Annotated in this window: 17 protein-coding genes and 1 pseudogene; 9 read left to right on the forward strand and 9 right to left on the reverse strand. The window is 45.7% G+C overall.

Going from position 1 to position 24,741, the window contains the following annotated elements:
* Positions 1–17 precede the first annotated feature (17 nt).
* Positions 18–629, forward strand: coding sequence for a DUF2913 family protein (locus tag H9L11_RS16265; RefSeq protein WP_005374167.1), 612 nt, complete (start codon positions 18–20; stop codon positions 627–629).
* A 78-nt stretch (positions 630–707) separates the two neighbouring features.
* Here the strand turns inward: H9L11_RS16265 and H9L11_RS16270 are convergent, their stop codons facing one another.
* On the reverse strand, positions 708–2,108 hold the full coding sequence (locus H9L11_RS16270) for a tryptophanase (RefSeq protein ID WP_005384172.1): 1,401 nt from the start codon (positions 2,106–2,108) through the stop codon (positions 708–710).
* A gap of 298 nt (positions 2,109–2,406) precedes the next feature.
* A complete protein-coding gene (locus H9L11_RS16275) occupies positions 2,407–3,651 on the reverse strand; it encodes an NADH:ubiquinone reductase (Na(+)-transporting) subunit B (RefSeq protein ID WP_033906252.1) in 1,245 nt (414 codons plus the stop codon).
* Positions 3,652–3,810: 159 nt separating this feature from the next.
* Between H9L11_RS16275 and H9L11_RS16280 the strand changes: the two genes are divergently transcribed.
* The 3 genes from H9L11_RS16280 to H9L11_RS16290 all read left to right on the forward strand — a co-directional run bounded on the left by H9L11_RS16280 (position 3,811) and on the right by H9L11_RS16290 (position 6,775).
* Positions 3,811–5,199: a cytochrome ubiquinol oxidase subunit I gene (locus H9L11_RS16280; RefSeq protein WP_033906251.1), complete on the forward strand. Its 1,389-nt coding sequence runs from the start codon at positions 3,811–3,813 to the stop codon at positions 5,197–5,199.
* 10 nt (positions 5,200–5,209) lie between these two features.
* On the forward strand, positions 5,210–6,208 hold the full coding sequence (gene cydB / locus H9L11_RS16285) for a cytochrome d ubiquinol oxidase subunit II (protein ID WP_033906250.1): 999 nt from the start codon (positions 5,210–5,212) through the stop codon (positions 6,206–6,208).
* Positions 6,209–6,382: 174 nt separating this feature from the next.
* Complete coding sequence (locus H9L11_RS16290; RefSeq protein WP_033906249.1) at positions 6,383–6,775, forward strand: hypothetical protein; 393 nt, start codon at positions 6,383–6,385, stop codon at positions 6,773–6,775.
* A gap of 46 nt (positions 6,776–6,821) precedes the next feature.
* Here H9L11_RS16290 and H9L11_RS16295 read toward each other — a convergent pair whose 3' ends face one another.
* The 5 genes from H9L11_RS16295 to H9L11_RS16315 form a co-directional block, all read right to left on the reverse strand.
* Positions 6,822–7,304, reverse strand: a complete 483-nt coding sequence (locus tag H9L11_RS16295; RefSeq protein ID WP_033906248.1) for a hypothetical protein — start codon at positions 7,302–7,304, stop codon at positions 6,822–6,824.
* Positions 7,301–7,618, reverse strand: coding sequence for a GrpB family protein (locus tag H9L11_RS16300; protein WP_205391277.1), 318 nt, complete (start codon positions 7,616–7,618; stop codon positions 7,301–7,303). The genes H9L11_RS16295 and H9L11_RS16300 overlap by 4 nt, the downstream gene beginning before the upstream one ends.
* A 144-nt stretch (positions 7,619–7,762) precedes the next feature.
* Complete coding sequence (lhgO, locus tag H9L11_RS16305; RefSeq protein WP_005374181.1) at positions 7,763–8,995, reverse strand: L-2-hydroxyglutarate oxidase; 1,233 nt, start codon at positions 8,993–8,995, stop codon at positions 7,763–7,765.
* Positions 8,996–9,003: 8 nt separating this feature from the next.
* Complete coding sequence (locus H9L11_RS16310) at positions 9,004–11,127, reverse strand: TRAP transporter permease (protein ID WP_009705104.1); 2,124 nt, start codon at positions 11,125–11,127, stop codon at positions 9,004–9,006.
* 88 nt (positions 11,128–11,215) lie between these two features.
* Positions 11,216–12,226: a TAXI family TRAP transporter solute-binding subunit gene (locus H9L11_RS16315; RefSeq protein WP_017635521.1), complete on the reverse strand. Its 1,011-nt coding sequence runs from the start codon at positions 12,224–12,226 to the stop codon at positions 11,216–11,218.
* Positions 12,227–13,062: 836 nt separating this feature from the next.
* Here H9L11_RS16315 and brnQ point away from each other — a divergent pair.
* A pseudogene (gene brnQ, locus H9L11_RS16320) lies at positions 13,063–14,365 on the forward strand (branched-chain amino acid transport system II carrier protein).
* Positions 14,366–14,468: 103 nt separating this feature from the next.
* Positions 14,469–15,677 carry a GGDEF domain-containing protein gene (locus H9L11_RS16325; RefSeq protein ID WP_005374203.1) on the forward strand — a complete coding sequence of 403 codons (1,209 nt, stop codon included), beginning with the start codon at positions 14,469–14,471 and terminating at the stop codon, positions 15,675–15,677.
* Positions 15,678–15,720: 43 nt separating this feature from the next.
* Here H9L11_RS16325 and H9L11_RS16330 read toward each other — a convergent pair whose 3' ends face one another.
* Entirely contained in the window at positions 15,721–17,070 is a 1,350-nt protein-coding gene (locus H9L11_RS16330) for a sigma-54 dependent transcriptional regulator (protein WP_053349389.1), read from the reverse strand.
* Between the two features lie 178 nt (positions 17,071–17,248).
* On the opposite strand from H9L11_RS16330, the gene H9L11_RS16335 reads away from it, so the two are divergent.
* Entirely contained in the window at positions 17,249–19,309 is a 2,061-nt protein-coding gene (locus H9L11_RS16335) for an ATP-binding protein (protein ID WP_064369501.1), read from the forward strand.
* A 148-nt stretch (positions 19,310–19,457) separates the two neighbouring features.
* On the forward strand, positions 19,458–20,849 hold the full coding sequence (gene ascB / locus H9L11_RS16340; protein ID WP_033906241.1) for a 6-phospho-beta-glucosidase: 1,392 nt from the start codon (positions 19,458–19,460) through the stop codon (positions 20,847–20,849).
* Positions 20,850–20,948: 99 nt separating this feature from the next.
* Here the strand turns inward: ascB and H9L11_RS16345 are convergent, their stop codons facing one another.
* Positions 20,949–22,985: a PhoX family phosphatase gene (locus H9L11_RS16345; RefSeq protein WP_205391278.1), complete on the reverse strand. Its 2,037-nt coding sequence runs from the start codon at positions 22,983–22,985 to the stop codon at positions 20,949–20,951.
* 266 nt (positions 22,986–23,251) lie between these two features.
* Here H9L11_RS16345 and H9L11_RS16350 point away from each other — a divergent pair, with 266 nt between their 5' ends.
* The gene (locus tag H9L11_RS16350; protein WP_005374208.1) at positions 23,252–23,590 is read left to right on the forward strand and encodes a 50S ribosome-binding protein YggL; all 339 of its coding nucleotides are present in this window, start codon (positions 23,252–23,254) and stop codon (positions 23,588–23,590) included.
* Positions 23,591–24,741: the final 1,151 nt, after the last annotated feature.

Here is a 24,741-nt window from a genome sequence, read left to right on the forward strand (position 1 = left end):
AATTTTGTTCGAGTGTAATGCAAAGTTCTAAGCAGGCAAGACAGTCTACAGATGCTAATCAACTTCTGAGTGAGCTTGCGGTTCACGCTTTATTACACCTGCACTTTAAAATTCACGCGTCCTCGCATGGCCTCTCCCTTAAAGAACGTAATGACTTACTTCAGAAATGGCTGAAACCAAAACTGAAGAGTAATCGCTATAAGCTGATTAAAAAGCCGTTAAAATCTTTGACTCAGCAGGCAAAAGGTGAGAACGGAAATCTGGAAGCATTACTCGAGCGCTGCGTCGGTGCAGACAAACCCAGCAACCCTCAACCCGATCTAGATAGCTACTTGCTGCTGATCAACGAGATTGAGAAGAAACTGGGGACTACCGTGTTATTATCGCGACCGGAAGACGTCGACTTATCTCACGACCAACACGGCTGTTTGCTGTGTGTGCTTTCTGAGAACTTAAATCAGCACTTCGATGATAATAACGCCCTAATCGCTCCTATTTCGATGCTGTTCCGCGGACCAATGAGTCAACGTTCACTTTTCCTTGGCAGCATTTACGCCAGTGGTACCTTCAATTATGAAGTGCAGTATCAAGACGACCAGTTCGTTCGCATCACATTAGAGTTAGCGTAACTGTAACGCTAAGAAATAAACGAATCGAAAAAGGCCGCGAAACTCGCGGCCTTTTGATTATCTAGATTTAAACTTGAGTTAATCGATCTCTTTAAATCGAGCAGTAAAGTGGCGCAGCACTGGTGGCTCGTACTCGAAAGTGAGCCCTTTTAACTCATGTGCACGATTTTTCAGTTCGATAATCGCATCCGCAATGTAATCCATATGATCGTTTGTGTAGACACGACGTGGAATGGTCAAACGCATCAACTCAAGCTCTGACGCTTTTTGTTTACCCGTTTCCGGATCTCGACCAAGCAGCAACGATCCTATCTCTACTGCTCGAATACCCGCTTCCAAGTACAAAGCATTACACAATACTTGCGCAGGAAACTGATCCGCTGGAATATGTGGCAAAATCTTAGCGGCATCCACAAACACCGCATGACCACCCGTTGGGTATTGAATCGGAATCCCGCCTTCACGTAAGCGCTCACCTAAGTATTGAACTTGGCTAATTCTATAATGAAGAAAATCCTCGTCCGCGGCTTCATACAAACCGCGAGCGAGCGCTTCCATATCACGCCCAGCCATGCCACCGTATGTTACAAATCCTTCCATGGGTACGCAGCGTGTCTGCACCGCCTGGAACAACTCCTTATGATCACGAATACAACACATGCCACCAATGTTTACCATCGGGTCTTTCTTAGCTGACATGGTGAGCATATCACCGTACTGGTACATCTCACGGATGATTTCCAGAATCGATTTATTCTCGTAACCCGCTTCACGCTGCTTGATAAAGTAGGCGTTCTCACAGTAACGAGCCGAGTCAATCACCACTGGAATATCGTACTTGGTTGCAATCTCGTACACACTGCGCATGTTTTCCATCGACACAGGCTGACCACCGGAGCTATTACAAGTAATCGTGGTGATAATTGCACAGATGTTATGCGAACCGTGCGCTTCAATTGTTGCCACCAGCTTATCGATATCAAAATTGCCCTTCCAATCATAAGGCGTAGTGGTGTCGAATGCTTCTTCCGTTACCACGTTAATCGCTTTACCGCCATTGAGTTCAATGTGACCCGCTGTGGTATCAAAATGGTAGTTCGAGATAAATACTGGCGTTTCGCCACCACGCACCTGACGCATACGCTCAATCAAAGCGGGGAACAAAATTTGCTCGGCACCACGCCCTTGGTGTGCAGGCACGGTGAGCTTATAACCGAAGAAGTGCTCCACTGCATCACACAGGTTGTAGTAATTTCGACTCCCCGCATAGGATTCATCCCCCATCATGATGCCAGCCCACTGATTATCACTCATGGCACCAGTGCCAGAGTCAGTCAGCAAATCGATATAAACATCATCACTACGAAGAAGAAATGGATTATAGCCCGCTTCTTTTAACGCGACTTCACGGTCTGCCAAAGTCGTCATTTTGATTGGCTCAACCATTTTGATACGGAAAGGTTCTGGAATACGTTTCATTGTTAATTTCCTTATACGCATTGCCCTACGCAGTTTCACGTAAGACTAAAAAACAAATAGATAGAATGCTTTTCAATGCGATTGCATTGAGGAAATCAACGAGAAGAGATTTTACTAAGAAGAGACAAGCAGTAGTCTAGGTTATACCAGAACGACAGCACCAAACGGCTATCGAGAATATCCTTTATTCTCATCGTCTTCGTCCTCCTGATAAAAATAAAAAGTCAGAAACCCCATGTCTCTGACCTTTTCAATATAGTGCAGTTTTCAATCAACTTTCAGTGAGGTTACCCTCATTTTAAGAAGGTCTCGCCCTTTTCATTCTGCGTTTGATATTACTTTCTTTGACTAGGTAATCGAAAAGTGGCGCGAATAAGTTAGCAAATAGAATCGCTAACATGATGCCTTCTGGATAAGCCGGGTTCAGCACTCGGATAAAAATCGTCATCACGCCGATTAATACTCCGTATGCCCATTTCCCGTTATTGGTAAAAGCTGCCGAGACAGGGTCTGTCGCCATAAAGAAGGTACCAAACGCAACCCCACCAATCACGAAGTGCCAGTAGAACGGCATGGAAAACATGGGGTTAGAGTCTGAACCGATCGCATTCAATAGTAATGAAGCTCCGATTAAACCGACCAACACGCCCGCAACAATTCTCCACGACGCAATCTTCATAAAGATGAGAACCAAGCCTGTTAGTGCGATCAACAACGTGGAGACTTCACCCATTGAGCCTGGTAAATTACCAACAAAAGCATCTCCCCATGAAATTGTTTGTCCTGTCATATTATTTATCAAAGCACTTTGCCCGCCTTCATACCATTGACTAAGTGGAGTAGCGCCAGAGTAACCATCAGCCGCGACCCACACAGCACCACCGGACATGTTGGCAGGATAGGCAAAGTATAAGAACGCGCGCCCTGCCAGAGCTGGGTTTAGGAAGTTTCGTCCAGTACCACCGAAAATCTCCTTCGCCACAACAATACCGAAAGTGATACCTAAAGCCGCTTGCCATAGTGGAATTGTCGGAGGAAGGATCAGCGCAAAGAGTATAGAGCTGACAAAAAAGCCTTCATTTACCTCATGCTTTCGCACAATAGCAAACAGAACTTCCCAGAAACCACCAACGATAAACACCGTCGCATAAACCGGGAGAAAGTAAGTAGCACCAAGCCACATTTTACTTCCCCACCCCGCTTGTGAAACCGCATCTAACGAGCCCCATACCCAACTCAGTTGCCATGAAGAAACAAGCGCTTGCTGAGCTGAGGCTTGATCCATTCCATACAACAAGGCATCACTCGCTTGCTGGCCTATGTTGTACATACCCCAGAACATGGCAGGGAAGACCGCCAACCACACCATGATCATAATACGTTTTAAATCGATGCTATCTCGAACGTGAGTCATGCCCTGGTTTACCTTACCAGGCGTGTAAAAAATGGTTTCGACAGCTTCGAAAAGTGGGTAGAACTTGTGATACTTCCCACCTGGACCAAACTTAGGTGTCGCTTTCTCAAAGTAATCTTTAAGGCTCATAACACTCCTCCTTTATCTAAAAGATGGTACGCACATGTGTAAAAAGCGATCGTTTTTTAATCTCTTCGTCTTCCTTCTTCGTATTTCACCTTGTTCGCCACTCTTCTGTCTCCTCTTTAAATCCGGCGAACAGTTTATCCAACGAAAAAGGGACCGCTCATGGACACACTCGCCATTGACCTAGCTAGATTCCAATTTGCCTTTACTGTCTCTTTCCACATTATTTTTCCAGCTTTTACGATTGGTTTGGCAAGTTATCTCGCTGTATTAGAGGGCTTGTACTTAAAAACGGGCAACAAACAGTACATGCAAATCTATAAGTACTGGCTCAAAATCTTTGCCATCAGTTTTGGTATGGGTGTGGTGAGTGGCATCGTGTTGAGCTATCAATTCGGTACTAACTGGAGCGTGTTTGCCGACAAAACAGGCCCAATCCTAGGCCCACTAATGGGTTATGAAGTTTTTACTGCGTTTTTCCTCGAAGCGGGGTTTCTAGGCGTGATGCTTTTCGGTATGGATAAGGTGGGTAAGAAGCTTCACTTCGCCGCGACTTGTATTGTTGCATTCGGGACGTTTTTGTCTGCGTTTTGGATACTTTCGGTTAATAGTTGGATGCAAACACCAGCGGGCTATAGTATCAACGAAGCCGGACAGTTTATCCCAGAAGACTGGTGGGCGATTGTCTTCAACCCTTCCTTCCCTTACCGGCTCGTTCATATGTTGCTCGCCGCTTACCTTACTACTGCTTTTGTTGTAGCCGGCGTTGCCGCTTATCACTTGCTAAAAGCAAACCATAACCCTCTAGCCAGAATTATGTTCTCGATGGCAATGTGGATGGCTGCTATCGTGACACCAATTCAAATCGTTGCTGGAGACATGCATGGATTAAACACCCTTGAACATCAACCCGCCAAAGTCGCCGCGATGGAAGGGCACTATGAGTCTCACCAAGGCGCGCCATTGCTCCTCTTCGGTATCCCTAACGATGAAGAAAAACGTATGGAATACGCACTGGAAATCCCCAAACTCGGTAGTTTGATTTTAACTCATGACCTCAACGGTGAAGTGAAGGGATTAGATGCTTTTCCAGAGGAGGAACACCCTCCTGTATCTATCGTTTTCTGGTCTTTCCGAGTCATGGTCGCACTTGGTTTTGGCATGCTTGTTATTGGTTTGTGGAGCCTTTGGCTAAGAAAACGTCGCAAACTTTTTGATTCGAGGGCACTTCAACGTATTTGTGTGCTGTTTGCCCCAGCGGGGTTCATTGCAGTTTTAGCAGGCTGGATAACTACCGAAGTCGGTCGACAGCCTTACACCGTATACGGTCTTTTAACCACAGCCAATTCGGCATCGCCTATTGATGCCGCCGCGGTGAGCGTCTCCCTGACGGCGTTCATCGTGGTTTACTTTGTGGTTTTTGGAGCTGGCTTCTTCTATCTCCTACGTTTGATGCGCAAGTCTCCAACTCGATATGAAGAAGGTCTAGATAGCCGACTTCCTGATGGCACGAAAACCGATGCCATCACACATTCTAACCATCTAACCTAGGAGCTTACTCATGGATTACGCATTAATTTGGTACGCTTTGATTGGGCTCGCCGTTCTGATTTATGTCGCGTTAGATGGCTTTGATCTCGGTATTGGTATCCTATTCCTCAGCGCTAATGACGATGAAGAGCGCGACATGATGATGAACAGCATCGCTCCTGTTTGGGATGGGAATGAAACTTGGCTAGTTCTTGGCGGAGGTGGGCTTTTTGCCGTGTTCCCCCTCGCCTACGCGGTCATTATGCCAGCACTCTATGCTCCCCTGATTTTAATGCTGCTCGGGTTAATTCTGCGTGGGGTTTCTTTTGAGTATCGCTTCCGAACACAACGCGGAAAGTTTTTATGGGATAGCGCTTTTTTCATTGGTTCACTCACCGCGGCATTGATGCAAGGCATTATGCTCGGAACCCTGCTCCAAGGTATAGAGGTTAGTGAACGAGCATACGCAGGTGGATGGTTTGATTGGCTTTCACCATTTAGCGTATTTTGTGGCCTGGCGCTTGTTTGTGCTTATATTCTGCTCGGTTCATGCTGGTTATTAATCAAGCTTCCAAAAGAGCTGATGGGGCGCTATTACGTGGCCGCGCGACGATGGGGACTAGCGATGGTAGCCTGTATATTCATCGCCAGTTTGTGGCTGCCATTGAGCCAAAATATCGTATTTGAACGTTGGTTCTCATTACCAAACTCGCTACTGTTTTTCATTTTACCAATTATTGCAGCGGCACTTATTTGGCAGCTATTCAAAGCCTTACTCGACCACAAAGCCGTCCGAGCCTACGTTCTTGCGATCGGCCTGTTTCTTGTGTCCGCGATGGGTTTCGGTGTCAGTACATTCCCTTACTTGGTCCCATTCGCACTCACTTATCAAGACGTCGCTGCGCCAGATAAGAGTTTGGCATTTTTACTTGCCGGTGCGGTGGTATTACTTCCTCTGATCATAGCCTACACGGCTTATTCGTACTGGGTGTTCCGCGGCAAGATGAAACGTGGAGAAGGATATCACTGATGAAACTAAAGCCCATTTTGTGGTTCATTGGCATTTGGCTGGCAAGCGTGGTCGCCTTGTTTATCATCAGTTCGTTGATACGAACTGCGATATTGTAGGCCCAGAGTCGACTGCACCACATCTGAAGCCATTGAGGTCTATACTCAAGCAAGAGTAAAACAACGGAGTGTTTTTATGACCTTAAAGCGGTTTCTGGTAACTTTGATTCCTTTGACGGTTCCACTGTTTTCACCAAATGCATTGGCCGTAGACAAGCAGATGTCATCCGCCATGAAAAGTAAAATGCGGTCTATTTGCTCCGCAACAAACGAGCAGGGTCATTGGCAACTTGCTGAAGCAACTCCTGACGCCAGACGCTCACTCAACATGGTGCTTTATCAAATGAATGCCGATGATAAATTGAAAGCAATTCATGAGGTGAGAACGAAAATGGTCGGCGGCACCCATTATGCGTTTGAGTTCGAGTTGCAAGATGGTCAAGTCTGGAATGCAATTGTATTGCACAGTGCCCGAGGCGATTACATGATCGAAAGACACGCAAAGAAAGGCGAACTCTGCCCTAAATAGCAATAGACACTACGACTCTACAGCCGACACAATAAAGTCGACTGATTCAGTCGCCTTTATTGTTGGTATGTTTAGGTATCGCTTCAAAAGCTTGGGAAAAGTAATAGCTTTCAACCTGAGGCCTAACTAAATCACAAGCTAACCCAAGGTCATCATTTTTTGTGAAAGGTAAATGTTCTGATAGAACCTCTTTTGACTTTTTATCAACCGTTTTAAAAGATTCAATAATTCTTAGAGGAACGTGAAACTGATGATCTCTCACGAGAAAGAAATAGTATTGGAGATGCTCGCCATATGTCGCAGCGTTATTAATCTCGCTACCAATTTTCACAGCTTCAACACGACTGCCTTCACAATCAAATTTAAACACATTGGTAATTTCTGCTTCCATAGAGCCTGGTACATAAACGATATAGCCAGCACTGAGCTCATGACCAATTAATACATAGCTCTCGTCGCGCTCATGCAGTTGATACGCAAAAGAATGAAATGCACTACAAAGTAAAATGAATCCAAGCCGTTTCTTCATTTTGTCTTCAACTCATCTATGACTTTACGTACGAAGTTTGCCTTAGCATCCGTATATTTTTCGATGATAATTTCAGCTTGTTCCATCAAAGAAAGTTTTAGAGAAACATGAGGAAAGTGCGCAATACCTAGTACCATATCGATAATAGGTTTGGCAGGCATATCCAAAATGGCAGTACTGCCAATATGCTCGATTTGAGTTGACATCATCTCCGTCACTAACGCCAGTTCAGATCGGCTGCGTGCAAAATCCTGTCGACATGCAGGATCATGCTTAACAACACCTACGTTGTAGTTGGCTAAACCTAGTTTCATCCATCCCTCTCCTAATAAATCCAAATATCATAAGAAGGAAATTATCCAATCACCAAAGTAAAAGCCAAACTTCCGGCACACCCGACACTAATTACTCAACAAATAGAGTCATCTCTGGTGTACTTTTGGTTTGGCTTTCTACTGTTAAACCGTCTCGGTTTTCGCCTCTATCTTCTCATTCACCTTATCGCAAATGTACTCCCCAATCGGCATTGCAGATGTCGCTGCGGGAGAGGGTGCGTTACAAACGTGCAGGCTTCTTGCGCTTTCGGCAAACAAGAAGTCATGAACCAAGGTTCCGTCGGATAACACCGCTTGCGCACGAATACCCGCTGGATATGGTTTGAGATCATCGACCTTGATGCTTGGGCAGTATTTATTGACCAGCTTGAGATAGCCCGGCTTCCACCACGAGTTCTTAAACTCATCCAATCCGGTTTTTAGATGCTTTTGTGTCACCTTCCAGAAACCGGAGAAACTGAGCATTTGCATGGTATCTTGCAAGCTGAAGTTAACCTTGTCGTACCCTTCTCGCTTCCAGCCTTGCACCGCATTTGGACCTACGGTCACACTGCCATCAATCATGCGAGTCAGATGGACGCCCAAGAATGGCAAGTCAGGGTCGGGAATTGGATAAATAAGATGATTCACCACTTGGTCGTGTTTGCTATCTAAGCGGTAGTATTCACCACGATAAGGGATGATCTGAAAGTCAGTTGGAATACCCATCATCTTAGTCATGCGATCCGCCATCAAGCCGCTGCAAGTAACCAAGAACTTAGTATTAAGCTGCATCGTTTGACCGTCTGAAATGCAGGTCAGTTGGACTTCCTCGTCCTTCTCTTCGGCAGCCACCACTTTGGTTCTCAAGCTGATTTGACCGCCGAGTTTTTTGAATTCTTCCGCCATCTGCTCAGTGACCAAACGATAATCGACAATACTGGTGGTTTTGACATAAATCGCGCCCAAGCCTGTGATGTTTGGTTCAGCCAGTTTGAGTTGAACTTCATCGAGTAGCTTTACGTCGATGCCGTTGACATGGCAGCGCTCATAGAGGGCATTCATGCGTTCGACTTCTTGCTCATTAGTCGCAACCAACAACTTGCCACAGTTCTCCACCGGAATATCGTGCTCAGCACAGAACGAAATGGTTCGCTCTACCCCACGCTTACAAAAGTCGGCTTTTAAGCTGCCCGGAGCATAGTACACCCCAGCATGAATCACACCGCTATTGTGTCCGGTTTGGTGCTTGGCAAAACCGGACTCTTTCTCAACCAATAAAATGGATTTGTCTGGGTGACGTTGTTGCAGTTGCCATGCTGTCGATACGCCGACGATACCGCCACCGACAATAATGTAGTCATAGACTGATTTCATACGACCTCTTATAAAACCGATAGTTGAGATTGTTGCAATTTGAACTTGCGACCACTGTAAATGAACACCGCGACAAATACCGCGCAGCTTGCCACACGAACCAACATTGGGATGTCGTGCCAAACCAGCAATGTACCCACCACTACCAACAAGAGACGCGTCAGAATGTTTAGAGGACCTTCCAAGTAGCCTTCAATCGCACCAATCAATGCATAGGTACCGATGATGGCAAAGAAGCCTACGGTAATTACCGACGTCACATCCCAACTGACCAAGCCTGTATAGGCAATAAGTAGCGGTACAAGATACAAACCTTTAGCGATTTTCCACGCCATCAGGCCGGTACGCATTGGAGGTGTTTTCGCGATGGTTGCCGCTGCAAATGCGGTCAAACACACTGGAGGCGTTACGTTACTGTCTTGCGATAACCAGAAGATGATGAGGTGAGCAGCCAGCAATGCCAAGCCTACCGCTTCCATACCCAAACTTTGCTCTAGTAGGGTTTCCATAAAGTCCGCAGGTACTAGCGCCACCATTTCTTTCGCAGTTTCCAACGCCATTGGTGCATTAAGCAGTTCCAGCTTTTCTGGCGCCGCCAACATGAAGATGGCTTTTGCTTGTTCAGGCAATTGACCTGACACCATCAATTCAAGCAATTGGTTTTCGGCAATTAACTTGTAAAGCGCAGGGGCAGACAGTGTACCCAATACAATATACGCCGCTGTCACAGGTAAACCCATACCTAAAACAAGAGAAGCGAGCGCAATCAAAACGATCATGATGAACAAGTCGCCATTCGCCCAACCGTCGATCATCAGTGAGAACGTGTTGCCGATACCCGTTGTGCTGATCACATTGATCACCAGACCAATACCCACCAGCAACACGGCAGTTGTCGCCATGTTTTTCGCGCCTTGTGAAAGTGCTTCGATGATCGCTTTTGGTCCCATCTTGTGATCTTTCGAGAACCAAGACGCCACCACCACTGAGATGATCGACAAGCCCGCAGCGTAAGTCGGTGTAAAACCTTGAACCAACAAAGTAACCAATACCGCCAGCGGGATAAGGTTGTGCCAACCGCTGATCAACACTTTCAGTAGAGACTCATCACTGGTCGTGATTTTTTGCACGCCGCTGCGTTTGGCTTCGATACGCACAAAGAACGCCACAGACAAGAAATAGATAAGAGCAGGAATGAAAGAAACCGCAATGATATCAACATAAGGAATTTGCGTGTAAGACGCCATGATGAAAGCACCCGCCCCCATCACTGGTGGCATCAACTGACCACCTGTTGACGCTGCAGCTTCAACACCCGCCGCAAAGCGCGAAGGGAAACCTGCTTTTTGCATTAAAGGAATACTGATAACACCGGTTGAAACCGTATTTGCCACACTAGAGCCCGATACTGAGCCCATCAAACCGGAGCCAATCACTGCGATAAAACCCGGACCACCGATGATTTTTCCAGCCGCAGCACGTGCCACATTGATGATGTAATCACCAACACCAGAGCGAACAAGAAACGCACCAAACAGAATGAACATGAATACGAAAGTCCAACTGATGCGCGAAATAGAGCCAAACATGCCCTCAGAAGAATAGAAGCTGCGGTAGAGCAAGGTTTCCATGCTCAAACCCGGGAAGTGGAAAATACCTGTCGCCCACTTACCCCAAAGCACAACGTAGCTTAAACACACCACAATCAGCACTGGAATAAACCAACCCATGGTGCGTCGAATCAGCTCAATAACAATCAGGATTGCCATGATGGCGAAGACCCAATCGCTGGTCACAAACTTCACACCGCGTTCATATAGCGCATCTTCGGCATAGGGAATGTAGAGCAAACACGCGACCGCGCCCATGGCAATCAACACATCGATACCGAGTGCAATCTTACTCTGCTTGAGAGAGATATGAGCCGGATACCAAAGCGCACAAATCACCGCAAAGCCAGCAAAGTGGGTCGCGGAAATCCATAACTCTGGTAACGTCGATAAGGTATTAAACCAAATGTGCAAAGCAGACAACACCACGCCAAACACTGTGATTGTGGTGGTTACCCACGGAAAATCAGTGCGCGTGGGCAGCTCAAACTTCTGCAATTCCTTTTCTATTGAGTCGCTCATCTCATACTCCAAGCTCTGGCGGCTTTTTCCATCTTAGAAATCGGTAGGGATAAAATGCCCCGAGCCGAAACTCGGGGCCAAGTTAGCGTTATTTCGCCATTAGGTCTGATGGGATTTCGATGCCCATTTCTTTGTAGTAACGCACCGCACCTGGGTGAAGAGGCACTGGCAAGCCTGCAATTGCTTTCTCAATTGCCATTGCTTTGGTTGCTTTATGAATACCTTGTAGGAAAGGCAGGTTCTCGTAGATCGCTTTGGTTAGCTGGTAAACGTCCTCTTCCGAGATATCTTCACGAACTGCCAAGAAGTTAGGCTGTGCAATGGTGGTGATCGGCTTATCTAGACCTGGATACGTGTTCGCAGGGATCTCGTACTTCGTCCATAGGTTGTAGTTGCCGTTTGCCTCTTTGATTTGCTCGTCAGTAAACGAAAGGATCGAAATGTCTTTACCCAACGCAGCAAAAGCTTGAGTGACCGCACCAACAGGTACACCTGCAGGCGTGTTCATGCCGTCAATGGTGCCGTTTTGAAGTGCGCTCGCACTGCCGCCGTAGCCCATGTAAGCAAGATTGAATTTATCAGGATCTACCTTCAGACCTTTCATGATTTGGCGACCAGAGTTCTCAGTACCTGAGTTCTTCTTACCGATAGAGAACTTCTTACCGTCTAGATTGTTCAGGTCAGTCACTGTGCCCGTTTTTGCTAGGTCAGAGCGAACAATAAAGTGCTCAACGTTTTGCCACAACATAGAGACCGAACGCAGCTGTTCTTGGCGACCGCTCTTCTCATAAGGACCTTCACCAGACCAAGCCCATGCACCGTAAAGACCTTGCAGAATCGCGAACTGTGCTTCGTTTTCGTTCAGCAGTTTGACGTTTTCACCAGAGCCCGCAGAGCTGATTGCAGAAAGGGAGAAGTGGTGCTTTGGTGCCAATTTCACTTTGCTTAACGTCGCCAACGCTACGCCCACAGGGTAGTAAGTACCACCTGTCGATGCCGTTGCAAGAATGTAGCTACGATCTTCTGCCGCAGCGTTAGCAGCAATACCAAAAGAAGTCACAGCGACAGCCAAAGCTTTTACCAGCTTATTCATTTTCATTATTACTCTCCGTGTAGTCGTTTCACGATTGGGGATTTACATCATGTTAAACCTTTATTAACAACACATTCCCTAGAGCAATTGAAATGCCAACTTTTAACCCTTTGTATTTATTGAACTAAGCGCTGAAAGACATCAAAAATGAGCAAAATTATGCTGATTTGATAGCAAAGTAATGAGCAAGATCTTGCTCATTGAAGAGAAGAAGGTTGCACGCCTAGATCGCAAAAGGTTAAAAAAATGTGATCAAGACAAAATAAATGCACGATTCACTAATAAGCAATATTTTGCCGATGCAATTTTGGATTGAACTGCAACTAATGATCGTCTTAACAATAAGAAGAAAAAGCGCATCATTCTAAGCTGCTCACTTTATCAGCGGAGGTTTATAGCCTAAACGACTACAAATAGCACAAAAATACAGCAAAACAAGCCATGTTAAAGAAATGAAAAGTCATTTATTCTAATTTTGAATTTAAAAACCAGTTCGATCCACCAGTTCAGAAACAAACATTGACCGTATCAACTTATTTTCTACTTCGGGGTTGTGCCAATAGCCCGATGTTCGTTAGGGTAACAACACGCCAAGGCAAACGTATTCCTTGGTATTTTTTCGTCATTAAGGATCACCTATGTCAGCAACTGCGCAATTACAATTCGCTTTAAAACGCCCATCTGGCGTTGCTGCTGCGATCCTCCTGCTCTCTCTGAAACTGATTCAGAGCTGACAGGCTATATCTAAACTTTCTGTCAGCTTGAGAAGAAGCTGACGGGAACACCACATACTCCTCCCATTCCTTTCAGTTTCTTCCAAGCGAAACATAAGAGGAATAACAATGTTAAGCGCACGCAATATCGCCGCTTTGGGCTTCATGACTTTCGCCATGTACTTAGGCGCGGGTAACCTGATCTTCCCTCCATTTTTGGGTTAGTGAAAACTTTCTGAGCGGGATGTCTGGCTTCCTCTTGACGGGTGTAGGTCTGCCTGCGATGGCACTGGTGATGGTGGCTATCGTAAACGGTTCAGACAAATTAACCGCTGCCCTACCTAAACCTTTGGCGACCAGTTTTTGGGTAATGGTATTTATTGTGATTGGCCCTGCGTTCGTAATCCCACGTGCGATTACCGTCGCTTACCAATTTAGCTTTGCACCAATGTTTGGTGATGCCGCTTTGGTGCCTTTCACTATTGCCTTCTGTGCTATCACCATTCTATTTGCCCTATATCCGGGTAAATTGGTCGACAACCTAGGCAAGATCTTAACGCCTGCATTAATGGCGATCTTAATCATCATGTCCGTGACTGCTTTGGTTTCTCCTGCAGGAGAGCTAACTGCCGCAACGGGACCATACGTATCTGGCGCATTTGCTGAAGGCTTGACCCAAGGCTACATGACCATGGATGCGCTAGGTTCTATCGGTTTTGGTTGGATTATCTTCCGCGCGATTCGCAGCATGGGTGTGGATTGTCTGAAAGCCACCGCAAAATACACGCTAATCGCAGCTTTGATGTACGTGGTTGCCATGGCGTTTGTTTACATCTCATTGGCTTACATTGGCTCAACAAGCTCATACTTGGGTTCTGAGTTCAGCAATGGTGGCGACATTTTAACGGCGTTCACCTTCAGCCACTTCGGCGCATTTGGCTCACTATTACTAGGTGCCGTGATGGTATTGGCGTGTTTGACTACTGCTATCGGCGTAACCACAGCAGGCAGTGAGTTTTACGACAACACTTTCAGCAAAGTGAACTACAAAGGCTGCGTGATCACGACCATGGTATTGGCAGGTTTGATCGCCAACGTAGGTCTAGAGCAACTATTGGCTATCACATTACCAGCGGTTGTGGCGCTTCACCCAGTAGCGATTGCATTGATGATCATGGCACCAGTGCGCGACAAGATGTCGCAAATCATGGTCGTCGCAACCGCGTTCACTGCTCTAATGTTTGGTTGTGTTGATGCGCTGCACATCCTAGGTTACATGCCAAGTTCCACTGATGAGTGGATGGGTAATTACATGCCTCTGTACAATGACTTTGCTAGCTGGATTGTGCCTAGCGTATTTATGATGATTGTTGGTCTGCTGTTTACGACGAAAACCAACCAAACCGAACAATTCGAGCTGGTGAATGAATAGCCGTTTAACATAAGACATCGCTCAATAAGTGCGTTACTATGTAGCTCGCTTATTGATATCAGGCAAAGGAGTTGCCTGAATGAAAGATTGATATGGGTCGCCTATGGATAATCAGTATCTAGACATCAGAACACTGAACTTTATCGTTATTCTGTTCTCTTGCATTTACTCTATTAGTCTGCTTTGTTATCAATACACTCAGGGTAGAGTCAAAGGCTTAAAAACCTTCTCGATATCACTACTGTTTATTGGTTTAGGCCCTTTTTTACTTGGCTTTAGAGGCTCTGCGCCAGACTGGCTGACCATCGTCATAGCCAACACTCTCATATTAGTCGGCTTCTTGCTTACGCTATATAGCGTAAGCATTTTTCGTCAATATCCTTTAAAATTGGCTCACTGTCTTACCTTGTTAACACCTGTTTTCAGTGGTTCATTTTACTATTTCACCTTCCATGACCCTTCTATCAAAAGCCGCATTATTTATCTGAGCATGTATATTTGTATCGTCACCTTCTTTAGTGGTGTCGCCATGCTTAAAGGTACCCAAAAGGACTTAAAGCTCCCTGTTAAAGCAATGGCTTACTCTTTCTTTGGATTTAGTTTTTTTATGGGATTTAGGGCGCTTTGGAGTACTTTTTCAGGTGAGTTACCAAGTTTTATGGTCGCAGGCCTTATCCATCAGCTGACTTTCTTATTTAGCATCTGCCTGATCGTTGCTTTGAGCTTTAGTATGCTGTGGTTAATTAACGGACGCTTGGTGCAATCCATAAATGATCTCTCTCATTTAGATGCACTCACAGGGCTATATAATCGTCGAGCCATGGAAGAAATCGTTCCAAACTTGGTTAGTAAAGCACATAAAAAAAGCCAAGCAATCAGCATTATTATGACTGATGTCGACAAGTTCAAAGCGATTAATGATCACTATGGTCACACGGTTGGCGACTCCGTCATGGCAACGATCTCCACTATTTTTAAAAAGCATCTTCCTGAGTCAGCCTGCATTGTGCGATTTGGTGGTGACGAGTTCATGATTGTTTTGCTCGAAAAAGCACAACAAGCCAAAATTGTCGCAGAGCAAATTCGCCTTGCGGTCGAAACTGAAACCGCTTTGCAATCATTTAAAACTGAAGTGACCATGAGCTTTGGTATCAGTCAGTTATCTGAGGGGCAATCACTTCAAGAGGCGCTTGCTGAAGCAGACGAAGCGCTATATAGCTCTAAACATACTGGAAGGAACCTCGTTACCTTGTTTGGAGAAGGTAAAGACCTAAATTATAAGTTTGTCCCAGCTCCAGCCAAAAGCGCATAACGTGTTTGTTATGCCAGTAATTTCGAATTAGCTAGAAATCGCACTAAGTATAGTCGGAGCGATTCAAACCAAACTTCTGCATCTTTTGGTTAAGGGTTCGACGTGGTAAATCCAACTCCTGCATCACCTCATTGATGCGTCCATGATGCCTGACTAAAGAATCATGTAGCACCTTACGTTCAAAGTTATGTAGCTGAATCGCCAACGGCACGCCCGCATGCGTCTCTTCGGTTGTTGAGGATGGTCGACTGGAGAGAATTTCCATCACGGAGACGGTTTCATCCAATGCAAAACGCATCGCTACATTCCTAAGCTCACGTACGTTACCGGGCCAAGAGTAAGCAAGAATGGCCTTTCTATCGGCTTCACTCAGCAGACGACTCTCAGGATTACTTTTCAGAGCAAAGTGTTCGAACAAGATCAACGCATCTTCTTCTCGCTCACGTAGCGGTGGCAAATAGATCTGCGCCACATTAAGACGATAGTACAAATCCTGACGAAACTCGTCATGATCATTGAGATCTTCTTTCGCGGCGGCGATCACTCTCAAATCAACTGAGATCTGTTGGTTGCCCCCAACGCGCTCTACCGTATGTTCCTGTAATGAACGCAACACTTTCACCTGCATGGACAGCGGCATACTCTCGATTTCATCAAAGAATAAAGTGCCTTTATCCGCGTATTCCAACTTACCAATGCGCTTTTTACCCGCTCCGGTAAATGCCCCTGCTTCATGCCCAAACAGCTCACTTTCAAACAGGTTCTCAGGAATAGCGCCACAGTTGATTGGCACAAAATGATAGGATCTGCGTTGGCTTTCATTATGCAAACTGGTCGCCACCAGCTCTTTACCACAACCTGTTTCGCCGTAAATGATCACGTTAGTATCAATGCGTGCTAACTTGGCTACTTGTTCTCTAAGCTGTTGCATCACTCGGCTTCGCCCAATCAACACCTCTTCTAAGCCGCTAACGCTAGATAGGTACTCTTGGCGATCTTGAGTAGACGTTTGTGCGCGATAGCTCTCGACCGCTTCGGTTACTCGTTGGGATAAACGCTCAGGTTGGAAAGGTTTCTCAATAAAATCGAACGCACCGTTTTGTAACGCCCCTACTGCCATATCGACGTCACCATGTCCGGTGATCAAGATAACTGGCGTTGGGACGTGATTGGCAATCAGGCTTTCTAGTATCGACAAACCATCGGTGTCTGGCAGGCGAACGTCACTGACAATCGCATCAAATTCTTGGCTCAGAATGGCCGCTTTGCCCTCTTCGCCTAAACTGAATGAGGTCACATCGAACCCCGCCAGTTGCAGCCATTGGCTGGTAGCCTGACGAACAATGTCATCGTCTTCGATAAGTGCAATTTTAGGGATGTCGTCAAAAGCCATGAGTTACTGCCTGCTTTGTGGGGTGGGAAAGAAATCGATCTTTATTAACGGTAGCAAAAACCACTGAGGAGAAAAGGAGCTAGATCTCACTTCTTGCTTACAAGTCTTTAACATCCAACCAGTTAGGCGCACTCTTTAATGACTGTTGGTGAGAACGCACTAGCTGAATGGAGTCGGTATGCAGCGCAAAAGGAATGGCAAAACATGGCTTGTGGTCGCAATTGCGGCAGTGCTGATGTTGTCTTGCTATAGCGCCAGCAGAGAGGTTGCCCGTCAGTGGTTGAGTGTACAAACTCAAACCGAAGCTCAACAAAAACTACTCGACTATATTGGTGAAGTTCGCCGTGCACTCAAACGCTTCTACCACTTACCTTACCTCGTAACCAATAACCCAGAAACCATCGCGTTTGTGAAAGGGAATCTGACTTATTACGAGCCATTGCAAACCCAACTGACTCAGCTAGATAAAGCCGCCAATACGGAAGGTTGGCTAATCCTGTCTAACTCTGGCGAAGTATTGGTCTCGAGTTTAATCGAAGAGCGCTTTAGCCTGTCTGACCGAAAAGCCATTGTGGAACAAATTCACAACCAAGGCGGCGGTGTTTCCTTGGTGAACAAAACCAAAGGTTCGAGCCCATTGTATTATCTTGCAGCCCCTATCTACGATGGTCTGGATATCGCTGGCATTGTGGTGGTGCAAATCAACCTTAGCTTGTTGACCGAACAGACCATTACTAGCCAAGACATCATCACGTTGCAGAATCGTCAACAACGCTTTTTCCTATCGAGTAGCGCGCTTTATAACGCTGACTGGTTTAACGAACCGAGCAACACCGTTCAGTTAGAAACGCAACGCTTATACGACAACACCAATATCAGTGTGTGGACGCTCAACCAGCAACGCTATTTTGCGCACACCGTTAAATTGGATGATTTGAATTGGTACGTAAGCTACCTCACCCCTTCTAAGCCGATTCAACAAACCATCAACGTGATTGGTTGGAGCGTCGCTGTGTTGCTCTTATTGGTTGTATTACTCGTCATCATTGGTCTACAACGTCGCCAAAAGCACATCAACCAACAACGAATTCAAGCCCTGTTGGAAGAGTCCCAACGCCGCTTGAAACAGATGATCAATAAGACCCACGTTGGTTTGCTATTGATTGATGAACAAGGTCAACTGTTCGATCTCAACCCAATGGCGAAGCGTTTGTTCTGTTTACCAGAAAGCGTCAATCGACACGCTTTTGCTTGGGAGTTATTCGATGCAGGCAATCCCAATTCCACCACACTTAAGCTACTGAAAGACTTACCTAAACATAAAGAGCTCGCAGAGATCAGCACGGTCGAAACCATTGCCAGACGCAGTGACGGAAGCGTCTTCCCTGTCCTGTTCTCGCTAACCAGTTTCCCTTGGCATGGCGAGCAGTATTTCCTTGCAACGATCATCGACATCAGCAAGCGGAAAAAAGCCGAACAGTCACTGCAACAGGTCAACCAAGAACTGGCACAGCGAGTAGAAGAGCGAACTCAAGCGCTAAAAGAAGCACAAAGCCAGTTGATTGAATCGAGCAAAATGGCCGCTTTGGGTCGCATGTCGAGCGCGATCACTCATGAGCTCAATCAGCCACTAACAGGTTTGCGAACCCTGCTCACTACAAACGAGCTGCTAGCGGAACGTGGCGAAACCGAGATGATGAAAGCCAACAATGTTTTGGTACAGAAGCTGATTGATCGTATGGCAAGCATGACCAGTCAGTTAAAGACGTTCGCCTACAACAAACCAGAAAGCTTACAGGCAATTTCTCTCACCTCTGCACTCGAAGAGACCTTACGCGTTTATCAAACCCAATTAGACAAAGTGGATGTACGTGTTCGAGTTCCTCATGACTTACCTAACGTCATGGGTGAAGAACAACGACTGCTTCAGGTACTCGGTAATCTTGTCTCGAATGCGCTAGACGCAATGAACAACACCACCAACCCGCAGCTCAACTTGATCGTCAATCCAACTGTTAATCAGGTCGAACTGATCGTCAGTGACAATGGCTGTGGCGTGTCGAATGAGATGCTTGAATCCATGTTCGAACCCTTCCAAACCTCAAAGAAAATTGGTGAAGGATTGGGGCTGGGTTTAGCGATTACGGCCAACAATATGCGTGATATGAACGGACAAATTACCGTGCATAAGAATGAACAAAATGGGCTGACTTTCACTCTATTGTTCAAATCAGCCTAGGTTGATATTGATTACAAAATCATCATTAGAACTAAGCATCCCCGCTGTTTGAGAAAAATACGATCTCGATACAAGTATCGAGGTGTCTCCTACACTATTCTCAAGCAATAAATCCACAAACATTTCCTAAATATAAAGAGTGAGAAACATGATTAAGTTTCCTGAACATTTTCTTTGGGGTGGTGCCATTGCTGCAAACCAAGTAGAAGGGGCGTACAACCTTGGGGGTAAAGGGTTATCGACATCAGACATGCTGCCAAACGGTATTTTGAGTCCGCATCAAACCCGTGCAGAGCGTACACCGGGTATCAAAGACGTGGCGATCGACTTCTACAATCGCTACCCAGAAGACATCGCGCTGTTCAAAGAGATGGGCTTTAACTGTCTGCGCCTATCTTTAGCTTGGAGCCGCATCTTCCCGAACGGTGACGAGCTAGAACCTAATGAAGAAGGTTTGGCGTTCTACGATAAAATTTTTGACGAACTTGCCGAGCACAACATCCAACCTTTCGTGACCTTATCTCACTACGAAATGCCTTACGCACTGGTTGAAAACTATGGCGGTTGGGGCGATCGTCGCGTCATCGAATTCTTCGAACGTTATGCTCGCACCGTGCTGGGACGCTACAAAGACAAAGTGAAGCTGTGGTTAACCTTCAACGAAATCAACATGTCTCTACACGCACCATTTACTGGTGTTGGTTTGCAAGAAGACGCCAATGAACAAGAGATTTACCAAGCGATTCACCACCAGCTAGTCGCAAACGCAAAAGCGGTAAAACTGTGTCAGAAAATCGTACCAAACGGCAAGATTGGTAACATGCTGCTTGGCGCAATCAACTACCCATACACCTGTAACCCTGATGACGTGCTTGCTGCCATGCATGAAAACAACAAGTGGTTGTTCTTCGGTGATGTGCAAACACGTGGTCAGTACCCTGGCTACATGAAGCGTTACTTCCGTGAAAACGGCATCGAAATTCAGATGGAAGCAGGCGACTTAGAAGAAATTGCATCGGCAAGTGTCGATTTCATCTCATTCAGCTACTACGCAAGTGGCTGTGCAAGTGCAGACCCGAAACAGAAGGAAGTGGGTAACATTGTCGATAGCGTACCAAACCCATATCTTGAGAAGAGCCAATGGGGCTGGTTGATCGATCCAAAAGGCCTGCGCATTCTGCTGAACTTCCTTCACGATCGCTACCAAAAACCACTGTTTGTCGTAGAAAACGGCTTAGGTGCACGTGATGAAATCGATGAAAACGGTGAGATTCAAGATGATTACCGCATCGCTTACTTGAACGACCACCTTGTGCAAGCACACGAAGCGATTCTGGATGGCGTTGAGTTGATGGGCTTTACCAGCTGGGGGCCAATCGATTTGGTCGCGAATTCAACTGCTGAGATGAGCAAACGTTACGGCTTTATCTATGTCGATCGTCATGATGATGGGCAAGGAACGCTAGAACGTAAACGTAAGAAAAGCTTTTTCTGGTATCAAGACGTGATTCGTACTTCAGGCGGTTCATTGAAAAGCTAAGCCTGTTGTCTAGGTATAAAGTGCAACTAGGCATTCGCCTAAACCATCAAGCCCTGCAATTGCAGGGCTTGAATTTTAAGGTGTTTATTCATTTAGAGATTAAACTGCAATCTCTCCACCGTCTTCACGGCGAATAACCACTGTCGCCGCTCGTGGGCGCACAGAAACACCAGCAGGCGTTTCTTCGGCTGCATCTTCACTGTATGGCCAGTTACCTGGGTGCTGAATATTCACAAACAATGATTTGTAATCAGGGCTGATGGTAAAGCCTGTTACTTCACAACCATTTGGTCCGACAAAGAAGCGTTTCAATTCAGCTTGATTATCCGCACCAATCACAGCTTGATCACCATTCTCATCTGTTAGCTTAGATGGAACAACAGCCAACATTTGATCATTGGTGTAAGACGTGACTTCATCTGCGCCGTTATCAGTCTGAATCCACAAAATACCACGGCCATCAAACGCTAATCCGTCTGGGCTCGCAAACTGGTTTAACTCATTCAAGCCAGAACGGTTGGTATCTGCATCACCATTTGCTGGCGAACCAAACACAAAGATATCCCAAGTAAAGTCAGTTGCTGAAGCACCTTCATCCCAACGAATAACATGACCAAACTTATTATTCAAACGTGGATTCGCAGGATTGGTTTCATCTGTACGGCGCGTATTGTTCGTCAATGTTAAATATACTGAACCCGTGAATGGATCAACCGTACACCACTCTGGTCGATCCATTGGTGTTGCCCCAACTAAATCCGCCGCACCCGCAGTATTGATGATAATTTCAGCCAGTGAATCAAAGTGATCCGCTAACGTACCACCAGCGGTTGTTACGCTATCAAGCGTTAATGGTAACCAAGTACCTGTGCTGTCTTCATTGAAGCGCGCCACATACAGTGTGCCTTCGTCCATGTACTTGTCACCCACCGCCAAGCGGTTATCAGGGTTAGCATCTGCTGGATCCCACGCTGCCGCAGATTCAAATTTGTATAGGTATTCAAAGCGAGAATCGTGGCCAGAATAAAATACCACTGGTTTGCCTTCTTCAAGCTTACCGAAAGTACAGCCCTCGTGACGGAAACGACCTAGCGCAGTACGTTTCTTCGCACGTGAGTTTTGCGTGTAAGGGTCAATCTCGACAATGTAACCGTGACCATTGGCTTCATTACGGTAATCATCCATCGCACTTGCTCCTGTTGGAGCCACATTAAAGCGAGAGAACTCATCAAGACGCTCTTCTGAATTTCCTGCTAATGTCTCCCACAAGTAGCGTGTACTTTGATCATCGACACCAATGCGATCTTGCTCTTCTGTACGAGTCCCGGCATTAACAAAGTAACCTGGCCAGTTCTCTTCACACGTTAAGTACGTGCCCCACGGCGTGTAGCCGTTGCCACAGTTGTTTAACGTACCACGCGCTTGGCTGCCATCTGGCGAGAAACGAGTGACAGTTAAAGATGTGTGGGCCACCGGGCCAGACAAATCCATGACTGTCGCACCAGTATAACGACGGTTTAGTGGATCGGTATCAACCAACTTCCACATGTTGTCTTCCAGTTGAATGCGAACCACTGACACACCGTGCGCGTTAATCTCTTTGCGCACTTCATCTACAATGGTACGTACGCCATTTTCAACCGTCGGACCATTTGGATGCAGTGCTGATGTGTCGATGTACTCGTGGTTAATACATAGCAAGCCATCTGTAGTGCTATCGTTCAATGGGAAAAAATGCATGCCGTCATGGTGCATGCCTAGCGCATTTAACTGATCGGTACTGGTGTTGGTACCATCATTTCGCCATGCGCTGCCTTGTGCATTAAGTGGTGTTCCCCAAGGTACTAGTACTTGTGCGGTGTAGCCTTGTGGAATTGAAACTGCGTCAGTGAGTGAGCCAGGGATAGATTCAAAGTTAAGAACGGCTTTAGATGCGCCCGAACCACTGCTTACTGTACTCCCTGAGTCAGACGAGTTACAACCAGCCAATCCGAAAGCACCAAACGCTGTCATCGCACTGATACCTAAACCACCTTTCAGAATGCTGCGTCGAGATAGGCTCGCTTCTAATACTTCTTCAAATGGTTTGTTTTCACTTTGGTTATAACGCGTCGCGTCAAAGGTTTCCTTGCTCATTTTTACTTTCCCGATCTTATAGTTTAATTAATAAATAAGTGATTAGTTGAACGGCAAGAAGTTTGGATAAGAAAAATGACAAAAGTGCTTAAAACATATGAAACTTGTGTTTCAACAATACTGCAAACCAATCAACACAGCTAACGAAGCAATTAAATTCTGGTCACATAATCACCAACTGTATCGCTTCATTCTGATTTTACTTGGGCTAAAGTGTGATAGAAGGTATAAGGTGTACGAAATCAAATCATCTACGAGAGATAATCATGAAATTAGACAAGATCGATAACAAGAGCCGTCGTATCCGTAAAAAGCTGTTCTTAGGTGAGTTCGCAATCCTAGGTTTCGAGATCAGCTGTGAAACAGACATTAACGACTTCGACCGTTACGATGCATTCGTTGATGACTTTATCGACTACATTGACGAGCTTGGTCTTTGCTTCGGTGGCGGTGGTCTAGAACTGTTTGAAGGCTTCCTATGTTCTACTGACCGTTACGGCAGTGCGACTGAAGAACAGAAAGCGCAAGTTATCAAATGGTTAGAAGCACGCCCAGAAGTGAAAAGCGCGCAAGCGGGCGAACTAGTTGACGCCAACTACCTGTAACTAAAGGGCAACCTGTAATACGCAGAGCTCACTAAATGGTAGAGAAAGCTGGTCTTAAGACTGGCTTTTTTATTTTTGGAAGAATGCGATATTAAAAATAGGGTGCTTGGGAAGTTGCGCGGAGTGATTGTGGCGTTTTTGAGCTGGCAATCAACGGGAAACTGCGTTCCACAGCCAGCTCGTGCCTTTAGGTATAATTAACTATGATTTTTTAGCTGGGGCGTCTTTCGTGTCTTTCCAGTATTGAATACGCACACGATGTAGCTGAGCTCTTCTAGTCTTTTTCATAGTAAAGTCCCTCATCTTATATAAGTAACGCTCCTCATGGAGCTTATTGTCTAAGGTCGTATCCCCTTCAATCTATAAGGGAATCAATCATTTAACCGTGACCAATTTCACAACATAATGATAATTACCGATTTCTTGCAGCCTGTTTTTACTGGCAAACGGCATATTATCTATCTGACACAGTTAACTTACTCACCAGATATGACAGAAAAATGGCAATCAAGTTCCCTACTTATACTGTCATTGAATCTTAATAAGGATTAACAAGGTGGGCATTTCAGATTTACCATACTGTTTATAAAAACCGCAAGAATTTTTATTTCTTTTCAAACAAATCTCTACTCAAGATCAATTCACTTTCATCTTTATCGTCTCCCTTTTAACGCATTGTGATCCAGTTCAATCCACAGAACTCGGAACAAAAAGCGCACATTAATACATTCACCACCAAACTTGTGCGAGATCTCTTACAAGAGTTGTAAGCAAATAGATTAACCACCGCTAAGAGCAATGCCAAAAAAACATTAAGCATATGATTTAAAAGTAATATTTAAATTCACTTAAAATAATAAGTAAAAATAATTTAGAAAAGTTAATTGAGTCAAATCAGCAAAACATCAATACTCAATTTGTCGACAGGATGTTGGCGGGAACAGGAAAAAAGCCTAAAGGATTGGGTATCTTCAGGATGAAGATTTGATAGCTTAGGATGAGTTATCAGCAAGGATGTAGTTAAGCTCTAGGATAGAGTTCGCCCGTCAGGATGATAGGCAAGAATGGACACCGCTAGGAAGGCGATGAACAAGGAACTCGGTTAAAGGACTTAGCCACAATCAAGGATAGATGCAGGGAGCACCTATTAG

Source organism: Vibrio sp. sp1 (genome assembly GCF_016920955.1).
GTDB classification, from domain to species: domain Bacteria; phylum Pseudomonadota; class Gammaproteobacteria; order Enterobacterales; family Vibrionaceae; genus Vibrio; species Vibrio alginolyticus.

Excerpts from the sequence above, each read along its gene's own strand:
- H9L11_RS16265 (WP_005374167.1), top strand. The coding sequence starts at position 18 with ATGCAAAGTTCTAAGCAGGCAAGACAGTCTACAGATGCTAATCAACTT.
- H9L11_RS16270 (WP_005384172.1), bottom strand. The coding sequence starts at position 2,108 with ATGAAACGTATTCCAGAACCTTTCCGTATCAAAATGGTTGAGCCAATC.
- H9L11_RS16295 (WP_033906248.1), bottom strand. The coding sequence starts at position 7,304 with ATGAAGAAACGGCTTGGATTCATTTTACTTTGTAGTGCATTTCATTCT.
- H9L11_RS16310 (WP_009705104.1), bottom strand. The coding sequence starts at position 11,127 with ATGAGCGACTCAATAGAAAAGGAATTGCAGAAGTTTGAGCTGCCCACG.
- H9L11_RS16330 (WP_053349389.1), bottom strand. The coding sequence starts at position 17,070 with ATGGCTTTTGACGACATCCCTAAAATTGCACTTATCGAAGACGATGAC.
- H9L11_RS16290 (WP_033906249.1), top strand. The coding sequence starts at position 6,383 with ATGACCTTAAAGCGGTTTCTGGTAACTTTGATTCCTTTGACGGTTCCA.
- lhgO (WP_005374181.1), bottom strand. The coding sequence starts at position 8,995 with ATGAAATCAGTCTATGACTACATTATTGTCGGTGGCGGTATCGTCGGC.
- H9L11_RS16275 (WP_033906252.1), bottom strand. The coding sequence starts at position 3,651 with ATGAGCCTTAAAGATTACTTTGAGAAAGCGACACCTAAGTTTGGTCCA.
- ascB (WP_033906241.1), top strand. The coding sequence starts at position 19,458 with ATGATTAAGTTTCCTGAACATTTTCTTTGGGGTGGTGCCATTGCTGCA.
- H9L11_RS16300 (WP_205391277.1), bottom strand. The coding sequence starts at position 7,618 with ATGAAACTAGGTTTAGCCAACTACAACGTAGGTGTTGTTAAGCATGAT.
- H9L11_RS16350 (WP_005374208.1), top strand. The coding sequence starts at position 23,252 with ATGAAATTAGACAAGATCGATAACAAGAGCCGTCGTATCCGTAAAAAG.
- cydB (WP_033906250.1), top strand. The coding sequence starts at position 5,210 with ATGGATTACGCATTAATTTGGTACGCTTTGATTGGGCTCGCCGTTCTG.
- H9L11_RS16325 (WP_005374203.1), top strand. The coding sequence starts at position 14,469 with ATGGATAATCAGTATCTAGACATCAGAACACTGAACTTTATCGTTATT.
- H9L11_RS16315 (WP_017635521.1), bottom strand. The coding sequence starts at position 12,226 with ATGAAAATGAATAAGCTGGTAAAAGCTTTGGCTGTCGCTGTGACTTCT.
- H9L11_RS16335 (WP_064369501.1), top strand. The coding sequence starts at position 17,249 with ATGCAGCGCAAAAGGAATGGCAAAACATGGCTTGTGGTCGCAATTGCG.
- H9L11_RS16280 (WP_033906251.1), top strand. The coding sequence starts at position 3,811 with ATGGACACACTCGCCATTGACCTAGCTAGATTCCAATTTGCCTTTACT.
- H9L11_RS16345 (WP_205391278.1), bottom strand. The coding sequence starts at position 22,985 with ATGAGCAAGGAAACCTTTGACGCGACGCGTTATAACCAAAGTGAAAAC.